The organism is Providencia huaxiensis (genome assembly GCF_002843235.3).
Classification (GTDB): Bacteria; Pseudomonadota; Gammaproteobacteria; order Enterobacterales; family Enterobacteriaceae; genus Providencia; species Providencia huaxiensis.
Genome location: NZ_CP031123.2, coordinates 2416842 through 2434485 on the forward strand (window position 1 = coordinate 2416842; position 17644 = coordinate 2434485).

At 37.6% G+C, this 17644-nt stretch carries 17 protein-coding genes; 7 read left to right on the forward strand and 10 right to left on the reverse strand.

Annotated features, from left to right (window positions below):
• Positions 1-30 precede the first annotated feature (30 nt).
• The 9 genes from CYG50_RS12845 to nadC all read right to left on the reverse strand — a co-directional run bounded on the left by CYG50_RS12845 (position 31) and on the right by nadC (position 11427).
• Positions 31-315 (reverse strand): hypothetical protein, encoded by a 285-nt coding sequence (locus tag CYG50_RS12845; protein WP_102137413.1) that lies wholly within the window; start codon positions 313-315, stop codon positions 31-33.
• Positions 316-389: 74 nt separating this feature from the next.
• Positions 390-737 (reverse strand): DUF3969 family protein, encoded by a 348-nt coding sequence (locus CYG50_RS12850; RefSeq protein WP_102137412.1) that lies wholly within the window; start codon positions 735-737, stop codon positions 390-392.
• A 96-nt stretch (positions 738-833) separates the two neighbouring features.
• The gene (locus CYG50_RS12855; RefSeq protein WP_102137411.1) at positions 834-1058 is read right to left on the reverse strand and encodes a hypothetical protein; all 225 of its coding nucleotides are present in this window, start codon (positions 1056-1058) and stop codon (positions 834-836) included.
• 29 nt (positions 1059-1087) lie between these two features.
• On the reverse strand, positions 1088-2386 hold the full coding sequence (locus CYG50_RS12860; RefSeq protein ID WP_102137410.1) for a tRNase toxin domain-containing protein: 1299 nt from the start codon (positions 2384-2386) through the stop codon (positions 1088-1090).
• Between the two features lie 295 nt (positions 2387-2681).
• Positions 2682-4109: a dihydrolipoyl dehydrogenase gene (lpdA, locus tag CYG50_RS12865; protein WP_102137409.1), complete on the reverse strand. Its 1428-nt coding sequence runs from the start codon at positions 4107-4109 to the stop codon at positions 2682-2684.
• Between the two features lie 204 nt (positions 4110-4313).
• Complete coding sequence (aceF, locus tag CYG50_RS12870; RefSeq protein WP_102137408.1) at positions 4314-6173, reverse strand: pyruvate dehydrogenase complex dihydrolipoyllysine-residue acetyltransferase; 1860 nt, start codon at positions 6171-6173, stop codon at positions 4314-4316.
• Between the two features lie 13 nt (positions 6174-6186).
• Positions 6187-8853 carry a pyruvate dehydrogenase (acetyl-transferring), homodimeric type gene (gene aceE / locus CYG50_RS12875; protein WP_102137407.1) on the reverse strand — a complete coding sequence of 889 codons (2667 nt, stop codon included), beginning with the start codon at positions 8851-8853 and terminating at the stop codon, positions 6187-6189.
• A gap of 171 nt (positions 8854-9024) precedes the next feature.
• Positions 9025-9795, reverse strand: coding sequence for a pyruvate dehydrogenase complex transcriptional repressor PdhR (gene pdhR / locus CYG50_RS12880; RefSeq protein WP_004261987.1), 771 nt, complete (start codon positions 9793-9795; stop codon positions 9025-9027).
• A gap of 729 nt (positions 9796-10524) precedes the next feature.
• Complete coding sequence (nadC, locus tag CYG50_RS12885) at positions 10525-11427, reverse strand: carboxylating nicotinate-nucleotide diphosphorylase (RefSeq protein WP_102137406.1); 903 nt, start codon at positions 11425-11427, stop codon at positions 10525-10527.
• A gap of 106 nt (positions 11428-11533) precedes the next feature.
• On the opposite strand from nadC, the gene ampD reads away from it, so the two are divergent.
• The 7 genes from ampD (at position 11534) to yacG (ending at position 17116) form a co-directional block, all read left to right on the forward strand.
• On the forward strand, positions 11534-12076 hold the full coding sequence (gene ampD, locus CYG50_RS12890; protein ID WP_102137787.1) for a 1,6-anhydro-N-acetylmuramyl-L-alanine amidase AmpD: 543 nt from the start codon (positions 11534-11536) through the stop codon (positions 12074-12076).
• A gap of 268 nt (positions 12077-12344) precedes the next feature.
• Positions 12345-12770: a prepilin peptidase-dependent pilin gene (gene ppdD, locus CYG50_RS12895; protein ID WP_102137405.1), complete on the forward strand. Its 426-nt coding sequence runs from the start codon at positions 12345-12347 to the stop codon at positions 12768-12770.
• Positions 12771-12784: 14 nt separating this feature from the next.
• Positions 12785-14185, forward strand: coding sequence for an ATPase, T2SS/T4P/T4SS family (locus CYG50_RS12900; protein ID WP_102137404.1), 1401 nt, complete (start codon positions 12785-12787; stop codon positions 14183-14185).
• Position 14186: 1 nt separating this feature from the next.
• Complete coding sequence (locus tag CYG50_RS12905) at positions 14187-15374, forward strand: type II secretion system F family protein (protein WP_102137403.1); 1188 nt, start codon at positions 14187-14189, stop codon at positions 15372-15374.
• A 155-nt stretch (positions 15375-15529) separates the two neighbouring features.
• The gene (coaE, locus tag CYG50_RS12910; protein WP_102137402.1) at positions 15530-16135 is read left to right on the forward strand and encodes a dephospho-CoA kinase; all 606 of its coding nucleotides are present in this window, start codon (positions 15530-15532) and stop codon (positions 16133-16135) included.
• Positions 16136-16143: 8 nt separating this feature from the next.
• Complete coding sequence (gene zapD / locus CYG50_RS12915) at positions 16144-16902, forward strand: cell division protein ZapD (RefSeq protein WP_102137401.1); 759 nt, start codon at positions 16144-16146, stop codon at positions 16900-16902.
• 16 nt (positions 16903-16918) lie between these two features.
• The gene (gene yacG, locus CYG50_RS12920; RefSeq protein ID WP_004262008.1) at positions 16919-17116 is read left to right on the forward strand and encodes a DNA gyrase inhibitor YacG; all 198 of its coding nucleotides are present in this window, start codon (positions 16919-16921) and stop codon (positions 17114-17116) included.
• Positions 17117-17187: 71 nt separating this feature from the next.
• On the opposite strand, the gene mutT is transcribed toward yacG, so the two are convergent.
• On the reverse strand, positions 17188-17601 hold the full coding sequence (gene mutT / locus CYG50_RS12925; RefSeq protein ID WP_102137400.1) for an 8-oxo-dGTP diphosphatase MutT: 414 nt from the start codon (positions 17599-17601) through the stop codon (positions 17188-17190).
• Between the last annotated feature and the right edge of the window lie 43 nt (positions 17602-17644).

Consider the following 17644-nt stretch of genomic DNA (forward strand, 5'->3'; position numbering starts at 1 on the left):
TGCTTACGCCTTGAGCATCATCAAGTCAGATCATTTTGCGTGTTTTTCTGATAAATAACGAAGAATGGCTGATATATTTTTTAAGTTATATTTTACGAGTAGTTCATTTTCTTTAGCTTTACATAACATCTCATAATCAGCTTCTAACTGCCCAATATCTAACTGAGCCGGCTCATTGTAAATATCATAAATAGATTCAGAAGGTACATTCCAATAAAAATCTGCATCTAAGTCTATATTATCCATTCCCTGTACTTTCATTTCTTTGAAAATGGCTACTATAGCCTCTTCCAGTAGACTCAGTTCTATTTTCATATTTTAACCTTTACCATTCTTAATTTCATTTATGTTCTTTTCAAATGTTTCAATTTATATTTCTAAACATTTAGTTAGTCATCAATAATATTAATTTCTTTATCAATTAACCGACCAAAATCTTCACTTTGTGAAATTACTGTGATGGTTTTCTGTATTAATTCCTCAATACTAGCTTGGAGCTGTTCTGGAATTAAACATTCAACATCGTCCAATTCGCAACCTAGGTTAATTATCCCTATTAATTTTTCATCTGAACCCATTTGTTCGAGTAGTTTAGCCAAATAAGGTTTGAAAACAAATCCTTCTGCCTCATCAATCGATATCAAATTTTTATCTAATGCAGTTAATACACCTAAAGTTAATAAGCTTATAAATTTGCTCGTCTGTTTATCACTAATACTATAATTAAGCCTAGTCACCTCTTACTCCAACCACATTTAATTTTCACATTAATGACTCTGCCACTTTGGTTCCCCCACGCTAAAAATGGAGGAACCAACCTGCTTATGCGGAAATTAAACTAAAGGTTCTAAACGTAAAAGATGATCTTTAGCTTTCTCTATCAATAATAAAAATTCACTGTAATTAAATTCTAAAAAACCCGAGTCAGGATAAATAATAATTTTCACCTCTTTCTTATCTTCAGACAGTGAAATTTCCCCCCACTGAACATCATTAAAAGAGAGCTCAGCATATAAATCATCTCGGCTTAAAGAACTTCCAACACTGTATTCCAACATAAAATCCCCCCATCAATCATTTGCAAACATTATGGCTCTCTAAAAACAATAAATTTCTTACCATCTATACTAAATCTTAATACCCGACCATCAGGTGATTTAGCATCAATCACTTCAATTCTTTTCCTATTTTCATAAATAGTTCTAGGTCTTATTATTACATTTGGATTATCTAATATTTCATCGATTAATGCTCTAGCTTCCTGATTCAATACTGAAGCTTTTTGGTTGGAATATGAGTATGCAGATCCTTCCCTACCCCCATGCTTTTGGAGCGATCTGCCAGCATTTGTTAAACCATTGCGATTGATTTCTGATGCTGCTTGCTTTAGTTCTTCTTTAGAAGGAAGATCATTATTTTTTATAGAGAACTCATCAGGTTCCCACCCCTCCGGTCCTCCTGCCCCAGAGCCCCCTGCCTCTACTTTATCTGAATTTGATAACTCTTTCCCAACATTTGGATTTTTTGCTGTTTTATCTAAATCATTTGAGCAACTCATGCCAAAAGAGCAATCAAACGTTTCCGCTAGGCCATCGCGAATATTACCTAATGCCTTTTCGATACCTTTTGCAATACTGCTATCTGCTGTTTGTGTTACTTGTGAATTTGAACCAACGCCATGAGGTAATGTAGGAACATTCGGTGTGGGAACGGCAAATACACTACTTTGGGCTATTTTCAGCTTATTTAATTCATTTACATTAAACTGAATTTTATCCGTAATATTTTTATGTTGTCTCTTAATTTCGAGCAATTGATTTCTAGCATCACGGTCAGCTCGCTTATTAACCGCATCTATATATAGATCTATATTATCAAAAGGAAACCTCGGTATACCCGGTATATTATCGTCAAAATCATCTGCGAGGAGCCTGTCTCTATCTTCAATTGTGCGAAATTTAAAGGTTGCTGAAATTTTTAATTTTGAGGAGTCTGAAGATTGAAAATGCCATTTGTACGTACATGGATATTTTTGTGGATCAATGATAAATTTCCAGCCAGGCGATTTTTCAATCTCCGCAATATCCTTTCTCAATATAATTAAATCATTTTCAATTAATGTTTGTTTAGATTTTAAATTATCCTTAATTTTAATCGAAGGATTTTTAAAAATGTCGACTTTGTGATTATTAACATCATCATGAATGTCAGTTAGTTTTATATTATCATAAAGATTTTCATGTAAAATACATTTTAATTTTTCATACCTCCCAGTTAAATCAATATCTTCATGAGCATTATCATAATTATTAAAATAATCATTAAGATGTTCTCTTGGATTGTTTCCCCATACAGTTATTGTACCTAGATGTGTCACATCATCCATAAACTAACTTCCTTATTAGTTATCAATAAAAAATAGAATAAAGAAATTAGAATTTAATATTTTTATAGTCAACTAACTGTTATTATTAATAAACATTCTATTATTTAAAATTAAATACACATTACTTATAAAATGATTAATATTGATTTTAATAAATAATTGGATAAAAGCATGTGACTAATTGTTTATATTCACAAAAACAAAAAAAAGCCAACGTGTTTCCACATTGGCTTCAATTCGCTTTGGTGATAAACAGCATACTAGAGATACTGTTTATCTATGCGATTAAAGAAAATTATTTTTTCTTTTTCGCTTTTGCGTTTGGTAAATCAGTAATGCTACCTTCGTAAATTTCAGCAGCCATACCGATTGATTCGTACAGTGTTGGGTGAGCATGGATAGTTAATGCTAAGTCTTCTGCATCACAACCCATTTCAATTGCTAAGCCGATTTCGCCCAGTAATTCACCACCGTTCACGCCGACAACCGCCCCACCGATAACACGGTTAGATTGCTTGTCGAAAATCAGTTTAGTCATACCTTCTGAGCAGTCAGATGCAATTGCACGACCTGACGCAGCCCATGGGAAAGTTGCAACTTCATAGCTGATATTTTGTTCTTTCGCTTCTTTCTCAGTTAAACCAACCCATGCAACTTCTGGCTCAGTATAGGCGATGGATGGAATAACTTTCGGGTCAAAGTAATGTTTCAGACCAGAGATAACCTCTGCGGCAACGTGACCTTCATGAACACCTTTGTGAGCCAACATTGGTTGACCAACGATATCACCAATAGCGAAGATGTGTGGAACGTTAGTGCGCATTTGTTTATCCACACGGATAAAGCCACGGTCATCAACTTCAACGCCTGCTTTGCCTGCATCCAAGTTTTTACCGTTAGGAACACGACCGATTGCCACTAATACTGCATCATAACGTTGTGGTTCTGCAGAAGCTTTTTTACCTTCCATAGAAACGTAGATACCGTCTTCTTTCGCTTCAACTGCCGTTACTTTAGTTTCTAACAGCAGATTGAATTTTTTACTGATTTGTTTGGTGAATACTTTAACCACATCTTTGTCAGCTGCTGGGATGACTTGGTCAAACATTTCAACCACATCGATTTGAGAACCCAGTGCATGATACACAGTCCCCATTTCTAAACCGATGATACCCCCACCCATAACCAGCAGACGCTCAGGAACTTCAGTCAGTTCTAATGCATCTGTTGAATCCCAAATACGTGGGTCTTCATGTGGAATGAATGGTAATTGAATTGGACGGGAACCCGCAGCAATGATTGCGTTATCGAAATTGATAGTTGTGCTACCATTTTCACCTTCAACAACCAGCGTGTTGGCACCTGTGAATTTACCGAAGCCGTTAACTACGGTAACTTTACGGCCTTTAGCCATACCAGCCAGACCACCCGTCAGCTGATTAATGACTTTTTCTTTCCATAAGCGAACTTTGGAAATGTCAGTTTTTGGCTCACCAAAAACGATACCATGTTCTGCTAAAGCTTTTGCTTCTTCGATCACTTTTGCAACATGCAATAACGCTTTAGAAGGAATACAACCAACGTTTAAACAAACACCACCAAGGGTTGAATAACGTTCTACTAAAACAGTTTCTAAACCTAAGTCAGCGCAACGGAAAGCCGCAGAATAGCCTGCAGGGCCTGCACCAAGCACAACCACTTGGGCTTTAATTTCAGTACTCATCATGACCTCTTTTTGTTTTGTCCAGCGGTACTGCTGAATAAACGATCTTCCACTGGAAAAGTACACACTGAGAGCAGTTTACAGAATTGTTAACACCCTGAAAAGGCTCATTTCGTGATGTAACTCCCAACCTTTCGTAGCGGCAGCAAAAAATTCTGCCCCAGCCTAAATAAAACAGACCGGCTTATTCGCCGGTCTTATTATTTACATCACTAAACGGCGAATATCGCTCATTAATTGCCCTACTAGGGTGATGAAGCGAGCTCCATCAGCACCATCGATTACACGATGGTCGAAGGACAGTGACATTGGCAGGATCAAGCGAGGAACAAACTCGCTACCATTCCAAACAGGTTTCATTGAAGAACGTGACAGCCCCATAATTGCAACTTCTGGTGCGTTCACGATTGGTGCAAAACCAGTTGTTCCGATACCACCAAGGCTTGAAATCGTGAAGCAGCCACCTTGCATATCAGACGCAGTCAATTTACCTGCACGCGCTTTCTTAGAAACTTCCATCAGTTCGCGAGATAACTCTAAAATGCCTTTTTTGTTTACGTCTTTGAAGACAGGAACAACTAAGCCATTTGGTGTATCTACCGCAATACCGATGTTGATATATTTTTTCAGGAACAGGCGCTGCGCATCTTCAGAAATAGAGCTATTAAAGCGCGGCATTTCTTCCAAAGCACGAGCAACCGCTTTCATGACAAAAACTAATGGTGTGATTTTCACATCCAGTTTTTTCTTTTCAGCTTCTTTATTTTGTTGCTTACGGAATTCTTCAACTTCAGTAGTATCCACTTCTTCCATCAGCGTAACGTGTGGGATCATTACCCAGTTACGGCTCAGGTTAGCACCAGAGATTTTTTGGATACGACCCAGTTCAACTTCTTCAACTTCACCAAATTTGCTGTAGTCCACTTTCGGCCATGGCAGCATACCAGGTAAACCGCCACCTGCTGCTGCAGGAGCTTCCGCACGTTTTACGGCATCTTTCACGTAAGCTTGAACGTCTTCACGCAGGATACGGCCTTTACGGCCTGTGCCTTTAACTTTCGCTAAGTTAACACCAAATTCACGCGCTAAGCGGCGAATAACTGGTGTTGCATGGATGTATGCATCGTTTTCAACAAATTCAGTTTTGCTGTCAGTTGTTTTTGCTGGCGCTGCTGGTGCTGGAGTGGCCGCAGGAGCCGGAGCAGATGACTGAGCTACTGGAGCCGCTGCTGGAGCTGCACCTGCCACTTCAAAGGTCATGATCAGCGAGCCAGTTTTCACTTTATCGCCAGTCGCAATCTTAATTTCTTTAACGGTTCCCGCAAATGGTGCAGGAACTTCCATTGATGCTTTGTCGCCTTCAACGGTAATGATTGATTGCTCAGCAGAAACGGTATCACCCACTTTTACCATCACTTCAGTGACTTCAACTTCATCACCACCGATATCTGGTACGTTGACATCTTTAACCGCTGAAGCAGCTGGCGCTGATGGCGCTGCAGCTTGAGCAGCCGGAGCCGCTACAGGAGCCGCGCCTGCAACTTCAAAGACCATAATCAGTGAGCCAGTTTTCACTTTATCACCGGTTGCAATTTTAATTTCTTTAACGGTTCCCGCAAATGGTGCAGGAACTTCCATTGAGGCTTTATCGCCTTCAACAGTGATTAAAGATTGCTCAGCCGTAACCGTGTCACCAACTTTAACCATAATTTCAGTAACTTCAACTTCATCGCCACCGATATCTGGTACAGCAACATCTTTCGATACCGCTGCGCTTGCTGCTGCCGCTGGAGCTGCTGGGGCTTCTGCAGGAGCTGGCGCTGCTGCACCCGCCTCCGCTTCGAATACCATGATTAATTTGCCTGTTGTCACTTTATCGCCAACAGCAATTTTAATTTCTTTTACCACACCCGCTTGTGGAGATGGGACTTCCATAGAAGCTTTATCACCTTCAACGGTAATAAGCGATTGCTCAGCTTCTACTTTGTCGCCAACTTTAACCATCACTTCGGTGACTTCAACTTCATCAGCACCGATATCAGGCACTTGGATTTCAATAGACATTGATTTTTACCTCTTATGCCAAACGTGGGTTAACTTTATCTGGGTTGATGTTGTATTTTTTAATCGCTTCTTCAACGACTTTTACATCAATCTCACCACGTTTAGCTAATTCACCTAACGCTGCAACAATCACATAGGATGTATCCACTTCAAAGTGGTGACGCAGGTTTTCACGACTGTCTGAACGACCGAAACCATCTGTACCCAGAACGCGGTAATCACTTGCAGGAACATAAGTACGAACTTGTTCTGCAAACAGTTTCATGTAGTCAGTTGATGCGACTGCTGGTGCATCGTTCATAACTTGTGCAATATAAGGAACACGTGGTGCCTCAGATGGGTGCAACATGTTCCAACGCTCACAATCTTGACCATCACGTGCCAATTCAGTGAATGAAGTCACGCTATAGACATCAGAACCAATTCCATATTCAGCAGACAGAATATCCGCTGCTTCACGCACGTGGCGCATCATCGAACCTGAACCTAATAGCTGAACTTTACCTTTGCTACCTTCAACAGAAGCCAGTTTATAGATACCTTTACGGATACCTTCTTCTACGCCTTCTGGCATTGCTGGCATGTGGTAGTTTTCATTCAGCGTCGTGATGTAGTAATAAACGTTTTCTTGTTTCTCACCGTACATACGCTCTAAGCCGTCTTGCATGATCACCGCAACTTCGTAAGCGAAAGCTGGGTCATAAGAAATACAGTTAGGAATAGTCAGTGATTGAATATGGCTATGGCCATCTTCATGCTGTAGACCTTCACCATTCAGTGTTGTACGGCCTGAAGTACCACCAATTAAGAAACCACGTGCTTGTTGGTCACCCGCTGCCCACATCAAGTCGCCAATACGTTGGAAACCAAACATTGAGTAGTAGATATAGAATGGGATCATCGGCAGGTTGTTAGTGCTGTATGATGTCGCAGCCGCTAACCAAGAAGAACCCGCACCCAGCTCATTGATACCTTCTTGCAGAATTTGACCTTTAGAGTCTTCTTTATAGTAAGCAACTTGCTCACGATCTTGCGGAGTATATTGCTGACCTTTAGGACTATAGATACCGATTTGACGGAATAGACCTTCCATACCAAATGTACGCGCTTCATCAGCGATGATTGGTACTAAACGTTCTTTGATCGATTTGTTTTTCAACATGACGTTCAACGCACGAACGAACGCGATAGTTGTTGAAATTTCTTTAGATTGTTCTTCCAATAATTGGCTGAAATCTGCCAGTGCAGGAATATCTAATTTTTCATCAAAGGTTGAACGACGAGCTGGCAAATAACCACCTAACGCTTGACGGCGTTCATGTAGATATTTGTACTCTTCGGAATCTTTTTCAAACGTAATGTATGGCAGTTTTTCAATTTGCTCATCAGCAACAGGCACATTGAACTGATCACGGAAATGACGAACGCCATCCATGTTCATTTTCTTCACTTGGTGAGCAATGTTTTTACCTTCTGCAGTTTCACCCATACCATAACCTTTGATGGTTTGCGCTAAAATAACAGTCGGTTTGCCTTTAGTTTCTTTGGCTTTTTGGAATGCAGCATACACTTTCTTCGGATCGTGACCACCACGGTTCAGAGCCCAAATCTCATCATCAGTCATATCTTTAACTAATGCTGCAGTTTCTGGGTAACGATTAAAGAAGTGTTCACGAACGTATGCACCGTCACGTGATTTAAAGGTTTGGTAGTCGCCATCTAAGGTTTCGTTCATCAGTTGAACAAGTTTACCGCTCGTATCTTTACGCAGTAATTCATCCCAACGGTCGCCCCACATAACTTTGATAACTTGCCAGCCAGCACCATTAAAGATACCTTCTAGTTCATTAACAATTTTACCATTACCAGTAACTGGGCCATCTAAACGTTGCAGGTTACAGTTGATAACAAAAACTAAGTTATCTAATTTATCGCGAGTTGCGATAGTAATTGCACCTTTAGATTCTGGCTCATCCATCTCACCGTCACCAAGGAATGCATATACACGCTGAGCTGATGTATCTTTCAGCCCACGGTTATCAAGGTATTTCAGGAATTTAGCTTGATAGATAGCATTAATTGGCCCCAGTCCCATTGACACAGTCGGGAACTGCCAGAAGTCAGGCATTAATTTAGGGTGTGGATAAGAAGACAGACCATTTCCACCAATTTCTTGACGGAAGTTGTTCATTTGCTCTTCAGTTAAGCGGCCTTCCAAGAACGCACGTGCGTAAATACCAGGAGAGATATGACCTTGGAAGAAGACTAAATCTCCGCCGTCATTGTTATTATGTGCACGGAAGAAGTGGTTAAAGCACACTTCATATAAAGTTGCTGATGACTGGAAAGAAGCCATGTGGCCACCCAGTTCTAAGTCTTTTTTGGAAGCGCGTAAAACAGTCATCACTGCGTTCCAACGAATTGCAGAGCGAATACGGCGCTCTAAATCCATGTTACCAGGGTATGCCGGCTCATCTTCAACAGCTATTGTGTTGATGTAATCAGAATGACCAGATGCACCAGCGGCAATATTAACACCGCCTTTACGTGCTTCGCTTAATACCTGTTCGATAATAAACTGAGCACGATCAACACCTTCTTCACGGATGACCGATTCAATCGCCTGTAGCCAGTCGCGAGTTTCAATCGGATCCACGTCATTTTTTAACATATCTGACATGGTGTATTCCTTATCTGTTATCTATTTTATATGTTTATGTGGAGCCTATCTTCCTGCTATTTTCCTCATTGCTGTAAAACAGCAGGAAGATAGGCCCTGATGTAGTTGCCGCTTTAACTCTTAATTAGAGTACTCACAATAATATAGACGCAGCAGTCAGGATCTATATTATTAATTCAAATCAGGATGTTGCTGTAACCGACGTAAAGAACGTTCTCTGCGAGTTTGCTCTCGGCTAATATCCAACAGTAGATCTTCGATAAAGGCTAAATGACGATGAGAAGCTTCACGTGCTTTTTCAGGTTCTCTTGCCATTATAGCGGCAAAAATCTGTGCTCGATGTTCACTAACTGCTTTATACATTTCTTTACGGGTATATAAGAACTCGAAATTCTGACGAATATTTTGTTCTAACATCGGGATCATACAACGCAAAAGGTGTAATAAAACGACATTATGAGCAGCTTCAGTCACAATGAGTTGATATTGTAATACTGCGTCTGACTCTGCTTCTAGCCCACCATTTTCTTGCGCTGTCTTAATTAATTCATAGCTTTGGCGAATCCGTTCAAGATCCTCATCTGTGCCACGAAGTGCTGCATAATAAGCTGCAATACCTTCAAGGGCATGGCGAGTTTCAAGGAGATCAAATTGAGATTCAGGATTGCCTTCAAGTAGCTGAGCCAAAGGGTCACTAAAGCTTTGCCACATTTTTTTTTGTACGAAGGTTCCGCCACCTTGGCGGCGAGATAAAAGGCCTTTCGCCTCTAACGTTTGAATTGCTTCACGCACTGATGGTCGAGATACGTCAAACTGCTTTGCAAGTTCGCGTTCAGGGGGCAGCTTTTCGCCAGGGCGTAATGTCCCTTCGAAAATAAGATGTTCGAGACGCTGCTCTATTACATCTGATAACTTTGGTTGGCGAATTTTACCGTAAGTCATAATCTGCCATATTCATAAGTGAGTAACTATTGATTACGTATTACCCAGTGTTAATTGGTAATACCAATTTATTTATGGGTTAATAAAGTAACAAAGTATTCACTATCTGTCCATAAAGACCTTGCGCTAAATCATAAAATCCTGCAAATCTTAACAAATTTTTTTAAAATTTAGCATGAATTGATAACCTAATATGTAATTTAGCATGACATATTTTAACATTAAAAACGATTTTTTATGCTAAAATGCAAAAACTGAACCGTTAAAGCAACCAGTTGAGTGAATTTAAATTCACAATTAATGAATTTAAAAACAAGCAACCCCCTTAATAGCAATTTTTACTCCCCAAGACTGCAAGTGTGTTAGTTTTATGTTAACAAAACAGTTCAACCCAAACTTAACTAAAATTTATTTGATAGATTTACATTCAAGCCTATCCATTACCTTAGAATAAAATTGATGTAGAAAATAAAATAGCGCTGTAATGTTTCAATTTATTGATGAACAAAAAAAATGCAGTAATGTTTCGATTGATGAGGAACTACAAATATTTCGTGGTAATCCCTTAATTCGTTGCAACCCCTTAGATATTTAAATCAATATCAAAGTACAGTTAGGCGATAAGTAAGTAGGATGCCCACATCCGACTTAACACGAATAGATAACGTGTATTAAAGCTTTATTAGCAATACTATGGCTAAGGCATCCCGAATTGATTAATTAGATCAATTACCCATTCTTATCAATAAAACGCATAGACAAATCCATGGCTTTAATATGCTTGGTTAACGCACCAACAGAAATAAAATCAATCCCTGTTTCTGCGAATTCTTTTATCGTTGCTAATGTGACATCACCGGAAACTTCAAGTGCGGCTTTTCCTGCGGTTAACACGACAGCTTCTTTCATCATAACTGGAGTAAAGTTATCTAACATAATGATATCAGCTTGCGCTTTCAGGGCTCGTAATAGCTCATCTAAGCTTTCAACTTCAATTTCAATTGGGACATCAGGATGTGCGTTACGTGCTAGTTCAACAGCTCGTTCAACTGAACCGGCCGATATAATGTGGTTTTCTTTTATTAAGTAAGCATCAGATAAACCTAGGCGATGGTTAAACCCTCCCCCCATCAATACTGCATATTTTAAAGCGGTCCTTAAGCCTGGGATAGTTTTACGTGTATCAAGTAACTTCGCTCTTGTACCTGTGATTTGTTTTACATATTCAGCAGTTATACTTGAAACAGAAGAAAGCGTTTGAATAAAATTCAAAGCCGTGCGCTCACCAGTTAATAAAATTTGTGATGGGCCATGCATCTCACAAAGAACTTGATTAGGAGCCACGGTTTCACCATCTTGAACCTTCCAATCAATTTTGACTTGCCCGCCAAGTTGAAGAAAGACTTCATCTAACCATTGCTTACCGCAAAAAACACCTTGTTCACGAGTAATAATTCGAGCACTCGCTTGCCTATCCGCATTTAACAACTGACCAGTAATATCCTTTTTATAATCAACAGATTGACCTAAGTCCTCTTTCAAAGCCACACTGACCATAAAAGGAATATCAATCTGTAACCGCTCAAAAAGTTTTTCGCGTCTTTGTTGTTCATCATATCGCCGTATAGTCATTTTTAACTCCAAAATATACACTCGCTTCGTTTCATCTATGCTAATCTTTCCGTTTGCAGATAACGAGTGCTAACAAAAAAGAAAAGAGAATACTATGGATAACGATATGAAAATACATAATGGTTGGCTAAATAATGTGACTCATATCCCTTCTCCACATCATGATGAGCGCCCCACTAATGCCATACCTTCTCTTCTAGTCATTCATAATATCAGCCTTCCACCGGGTCAATTTGGTGGCCCTTATATAAATCAATTATTTACAGGGACTTTAAACCCTGATGAACATCCATTTTTTAATGAAATTAAACACCTTCGTGTTTCAGCTCATTGCCTAATACGCCGTGATGGTACAATTATTCAATATGTCCCTTTTCATTTACGAGCTTGGCATGCAGGCCAGTCTTCTTACCAGGGCCATGAAAAATGTAACGATTTCTCTATTGGTATTGAACTAGAAGGTACTGATTTTGATCCATTTACAGAAGAACAGTATCAGTCCCTAACTTATTTAACTAATTTGCTTACAATTGAATACCCACTAATTAAAAATAATATTACTGGTCACAGTGATATTGCTCCTGATCGCAAAACAGATCCTGGACCATTTTTTGATTGGACGCATTATAAAAGTAAATTAAATAATTAGTGATTCAATTATTACTCCGGGTAATATCTCTATTGATCTTACCCGTGAATACAAAACAGGCACATTTATCTTCACTTAATTTATCAACAAATCCCACTTTCTATTTTATCTTTATTATTTATTGCGAAGCTGCTCGAAGAAAAATGCAATCTGATCTATTTTTCAATAAACATTTACAAAGTGCTTCGCACTGCTTTTTTTAACCTCTAACTTTAACTAAAAAATCTAATTATGATAAAACCTCACTTAACAACGGAGGTTTTTATTTATGAATCAACAAGGATTTTCACTCATTGAAATTATGGTAGTAATTGCAATTATATCAATTCTAAGTGCTATTGCGATCCCTGGCTATCAAAGCTATATGCAAAAAGCAGCGATTACTGATGTGCTCCAAACCGTCATCCCTTATAAAAACAGTGTAGAAATATGTAGTTTTAACCGGGGTAGTTTATCACAATGCAACGGGGGCAATGATGATATCCCTACCAATATAACCGGGAGATATATTAGCAAAATAGAAGTTAAATCAGGCGTTATTACATTCTCCACAGATAAATCACTAGCAGGCTTAAAGGTTACATTAACACCAACCATTCCATCCTTAAATGCTCCCTTTAATTGGGCAGTTGCTTGTGAAAACAAAAATAATATCAAATTAAAGTCATTGTGCGAAAAAACCTTTGTATTTTAATTGGAAACATACATATGAATATAGCTAGAAACGATCAATTTATTTATAAAGAACTTAAGAGTCTATGTGATAGGAATTACATTATAATCATCGACTATAATCAAAAACGGTTATCTATCGCTGTAGTTAAAAAACCGGATGATAATTTAATAGCCACATTAAAATTTATTGCTAGCGTCCCTGTATGCTATGACATTTGGCCAAAAGAAAAAATAGACCATTATTTCAATAATACAATACATGAAATAAAAGAGGAGGAGACCCATTATCAACCAAAAGAACCCGAGCCATTAAATACTTCATCCCCTGCGATTAACTTTGTGGATGAATTACTAAAAACAGCGGTTCATAAACGTTCATCGGATATACACCTTGAACCGACTAAGCATGGGTTGAAAATTAGATTACGAGTCGATGGAAAACTATATTTTATTCCTTCTCCTCCTTATGAGATTAATAGTGAAGTTATTGCTCGTATAAAAATACTCGCAAAAATGAATATTGCGGAAAAAAGACTTCCACAAGATGGCCAAATGAGTTGGTACTTTGACGGGCAAAATTATAGCATTCGTCTTTCAAGTATTCCGACAATTCACGGTGAAAAATTAGTCCTACGTATTTTGAATACACAATTAAAATATTCTTTAGAGCACATAGGGATGTGCTCTTCCCTTCTTGATTCATTAAAAGAATATTTAAATCGACCACAAGGGCTAATCTTAGTTACAGGGCCCACAGGAAGCGGTAAAACAGTAACTCTTTATAGTTACCTAGAATATTTAAATCAGTCCTCAAGAAATATAACAACCATTGAGGACCCAATTGAAATTCCACTACAAGGAATTAATCAAACCCAAGTTAATGAAAAATACAAACTTAATTTCTCTTTTATTTTAAGAGCACTTCTGCGACAAGACCCGGATGTCATTATGATCGGTGAAATTCGTGATGAAGAAACAGCCAAAATAGCGACTAGAGCAGCTCAAACTGGCCATCTAGTTTTGTCTACATTACACACAAATTGTACATTCAGTGCAATAGAGAGAATGAACCAACTAGGGATAGAAAATAGCCAACTAAAATCTTGTCTCAAAATGGTCATTGCACAAAGACTGGTACGAAAACTTTGCCCTCACTGCAAAGAAGCAATACCTAAGAAAACCAAACTACACGCTAACCATATAATAAATGAATGGTCCGCAAAAGGGTGTGAACTCTGTTTTTCTGGCTTTATGGGGAGAACCGCAGTTTATGAATATATCGACCATAAAAGCATCTGTGAAATACTCACAAAGAATACATTAGAGAATCCAAATAATTTTATTAGTCTTTTTAATGCAGGTATAGAACTTGTTGAAATGGGTGAAACAACTCTTCAAGAAATCTATTCCATTATCGGAAATGGAGTGAGTTAACATGTTTATTTATTCATATAGCGCCATTGATTTTAACGATCAACTAACACATAGTACGCTAATAGCGAAGAGTAAAAAGCAGGCTTTCATCAACATATCTGAAAGGAACTTAATTCCTATACACATAAAGCTAAAAACAATATTCACTTTAGACAAAAACAACATTAATTATAGAATTCATTTTTTTCATCAGTTATCTTTATTATCCTCATCCGGTATTAATCTTGTACAATGTTTGAAAATATTACAGACCAACTGCCAACTCCCCTTTTGGATTGATATTATTGAGAACTCAATAATTCATATTGAAAAAGGAGAAAAACTCTCACAGTACTTACAAAAATACCCAATAATCTTTGATGACACAGTAATAAGTATTATTACCATTGCAGAAAAAACAGGTCAATATGAGGAAAGCTTTAGTACAATCAACAAAATTTTAGAGCATAATAATAGAACATCACTACTTATCAACAAGTCAATACGATACCCAATAATCCTTTCTGTATTCTCAATAATATTATTATTCATTATGATGTTCTATGTCGTCCCCCAATTTGAGAGTATCTATGAAAATGTTACACATGAATTACCTCTCATCACAAAAATAATAACCTTTATCTCTAACTCCCTACGAGATTATTCCTCCTATTTATTTATTACTTCATTATTTGCATCCTTTATAGCATTTAAATTTAAGATGAAAATATTAGTTCTATTGAAAAGAACAATCATGCACCTACCCATATTCAAAAAATCATTACAGTTTCATAATTTAAGCCTATATTTCTTAACGATGCACTCAACTATTAACGTAGGATTGTCATTATCTGAATGCTTAAAATGTACAATTCAAACTATCAGCAATCCTCAATACCAAAAAGACTGTAAATACGTACATATGTCGGTACATAGAGGAGAATTACTGTCCTGTGCAATGAAGCAAACCAAATTTTTCCCTGATTTATCTGTACAGCTAATGTCTATTGCCGAAGAATCTGGAAAAATACACTATTTCTCAAATTATTTATTCAAATATTATTCAGAGCAATATGTTTTTATTACAGAAAGAAACTTAAAAAATCTTGAACCTATTTTACTCCTTTTAATTGCTATACTGGTAGGAATGATCATGTTAGCAATGTATCTACCGATATTTAACTTAGGAAATGTTATAACTGAGTTATAAATAATTTTATGTAGATATGAATATGGTATTTCACCTTAAATATTTTATATAAAAATTTGTTTTTTAACCTATTCATCGTAATATTACTTTGGATGAAGACAAATGATTTATTTCAGTGTAATCTATTTTTTTTCAACGAGTAAATGAATAATCATATGCCTTATATAGTTGCTTTAACTGGTGGTATTGGAAGTGGTAAAACAACCGTTGCAAATGAATTTGCTAAACTTGGAGTCCCCCTAGTTGATGCAGATGTGATTGCTCGGCAGGTTGTTGAGCCAAATACCCCTGCCTTAGAAAGCATTACACGCCACTTTGGTAAGGGTGTTATTCTTCCGAACGGAGAGCTAAATAGACAACGCTTAAGGGAAATTATTTTTTCCAAGCCCGATGAAAAAAAATGGCTGAATGCTTTGCTTCATCCATTGATCCAGCAAGAAACACAAAAGCAATTTCAGCAAATAAATTACCCTTATGTGTTATGGGTAGTCCCTTTATTAATTGAAAATAATATTCATCATTTGGCTGATAGGGTATTAGTTGTTGATGTTACTACTGAAGAGCAAATTCAGCGTACATTAAAAAGAGATAAGACCAGTTTAGAACAAGTTACTAATATACTTAATGCACAAGTTAGCCGTGAAAAACGACTTAATTATGCCAATGATATAATAACAAACCATTCTCATGATACGGATCTCTCAGGCAAGGTCGCTGCTTTTCATAACCAGTACTTAACGCTAGCAAAAATAAAAAAATAGGAATTAAAATGGGCGAATTAATTGCAACAAATTTTATTACTTATGAATACCCAATGAATGAAAAAATTCGTTCGTGGCTGCGCCTTGAAACACTTTTATCTCAAATTTATGAGCTAAGTAATATTACTTCCTACTCTACTGGTATTGCCTTTTTCCGTTCTGTTTCAGAACTAATTGAAATTCTAGATAGAGGAGAGGTACGTTCTGAGCTCATGAAAGAGCTCGAAAAACAACGGATCCAGTTAGCGAATTGGGCCGAAGCGCCTAATGCCGATAACCAATTAATTTCTACATTGCTTGAACAATTATCTGAAACAATCTCCAAATTAATGTCAGCCCCACGTTTTGGCCACCATTTACGAACAGATAAAATTATCAGTATGGTACGTCAACGTTTAAGCATCCCTGGTGGCTGCTGTAGTTTTGATCTCCCCACACTACAGCTTTGGTTGAACATTTCACAGATCGAGCGAAATAAGTCCATCAATGGATGGTTACAAAGCCTCGACCCACTGAAGAATGCATTAAACACCGTTCTTACATTAATTCGACAAAGTGGAAATTTTGAGATAAAAGAATCTCATAATGGTTTCTATCAAGATAATGTCGAGGGTAAAGAGTTACTACGCATCAAATTATCCATTGAACATCTCATTTACCCGCAAATTTCAGGCCATAAAACACGATTTGCCTTACGCTTTCTACATATCGACAGTGAGAATGGTATACTTCCAGATGTTATTAATTTTGAGTTATCCTGTTGCTAGCTAGAGATATATATTTATGAGTGAAATCATTGAAGTAAATTGCCCTACATGTAAAAAGATCGTTGTTTGGAATGAAAATAGCCCTTTCCGGCCATTTTGCAGTAAACGTTGTCAACTTATTGACCTTGGTGAGTGGGCTAGTGAAGAGAAACGAATTGCTAGCCAAGGGGATATATCTGACAGCGATGATTGGAGCGAACAACCAGATAAATAATACGTTAAGTCGCGACAGCATAAAATTAAGTGGAAAATATATCATTGTGTATTTTCCACTTAATATCAATATCAGCTATTATGTTGATCACTTCTCTGCGTTAATAAATCAACAATGATACGATTTGCTGGAGGGAATTCATCTGCAATAAGATCATGTTGATAAACCCAACGCGAGTCTTGCCCTTCTTTACCATACGGTTCATTTTCCCACGAAGAAACTACGAAAAAATAGAGTGTAATGAAACGATCATCAAACTCATGATCAACGCGATGAAATAACTCACTCTTAGTCACTATAATTCCAACTTCTTCTTCAAGCTCACGAACTAATGCTGCTTCAGGAGATTCATTAGTTTCAAGTTTTCCGCCAGGAAACTCCCAAAAACCAGCCATGTGTGAGCCTTCAGGCCGTTTAGTAATAAAAATTTTTTCCTGAGAATTACGAATGATCCCAGCTGCGATATGTAAATGTTTTTTTTCCATAATTTTTTCGTCAAAAAGGCGGGTTACCCCGCCTTTTCTTTAT

Coding starts and splice junctions, on each gene's coding strand:
- CYG50_RS12845 (WP_102137413.1), bottom strand. CDS start 315: ATGAAAATAGAACTGAGTCTACTGGAAGAGGCTATAGTAGCCATTTTC.
- CYG50_RS12855 (WP_102137411.1), bottom strand. CDS start 1,058: ATGTTGGAATACAGTGTTGGAAGTTCTTTAAGCCGAGATGATTTATAT.
- CYG50_RS12860 (WP_102137410.1), bottom strand. CDS start 2,386: ATGGATGATGTGACACATCTAGGTACAATAACTGTATGGGGAAACAAT.
- lpdA (WP_102137409.1), bottom strand. CDS start 4,109: ATGAGTACTGAAATTAAAGCCCAAGTGGTTGTGCTTGGTGCAGGCCCT.
- aceF (WP_102137408.1), bottom strand. CDS start 6,173: ATGTCTATTGAAATCCAAGTGCCTGATATCGGTGCTGATGAAGTTGAA.
- aceE (WP_102137407.1), bottom strand. CDS start 8,853: ATGTCAGATATGTTAAAAAATGACGTGGATCCGATTGAAACTCGCGAC.
- pdhR (WP_004261987.1), bottom strand. CDS start 9,795: ATGACTTACGGTAAAATTCGCCAACCAAAGTTATCAGATGTAATAGAG.
- nadC (WP_102137406.1), bottom strand. CDS start 11,427: ATGACTATACGGCGATATGATGAACAACAAAGACGCGAAAAACTTTTT.
- ampD (WP_102137787.1), top strand. CDS start 11,534: ATGAAAATACATAATGGTTGGCTAAATAATGTGACTCATATCCCTTCT.
- ppdD (WP_102137405.1), top strand. CDS start 12,345: ATGAATCAACAAGGATTTTCACTCATTGAAATTATGGTAGTAATTGCA.
- CYG50_RS12900 (WP_102137404.1), top strand. CDS start 12,785: ATGAATATAGCTAGAAACGATCAATTTATTTATAAAGAACTTAAGAGT.
- CYG50_RS12905 (WP_102137403.1), top strand. CDS start 14,187: ATGTTTATTTATTCATATAGCGCCATTGATTTTAACGATCAACTAACA.
- coaE (WP_102137402.1), top strand. CDS start 15,530: ATGCCTTATATAGTTGCTTTAACTGGTGGTATTGGAAGTGGTAAAACA.
- zapD (WP_102137401.1), top strand. CDS start 16,144: ATGGGCGAATTAATTGCAACAAATTTTATTACTTATGAATACCCAATG.
- yacG (WP_004262008.1), top strand. CDS start 16,919: ATGAGTGAAATCATTGAAGTAAATTGCCCTACATGTAAAAAGATCGTT.
- mutT (WP_102137400.1), bottom strand. CDS start 17,601: ATGGAAAAAAAACATTTACATATCGCAGCTGGGATCATTCGTAATTCT.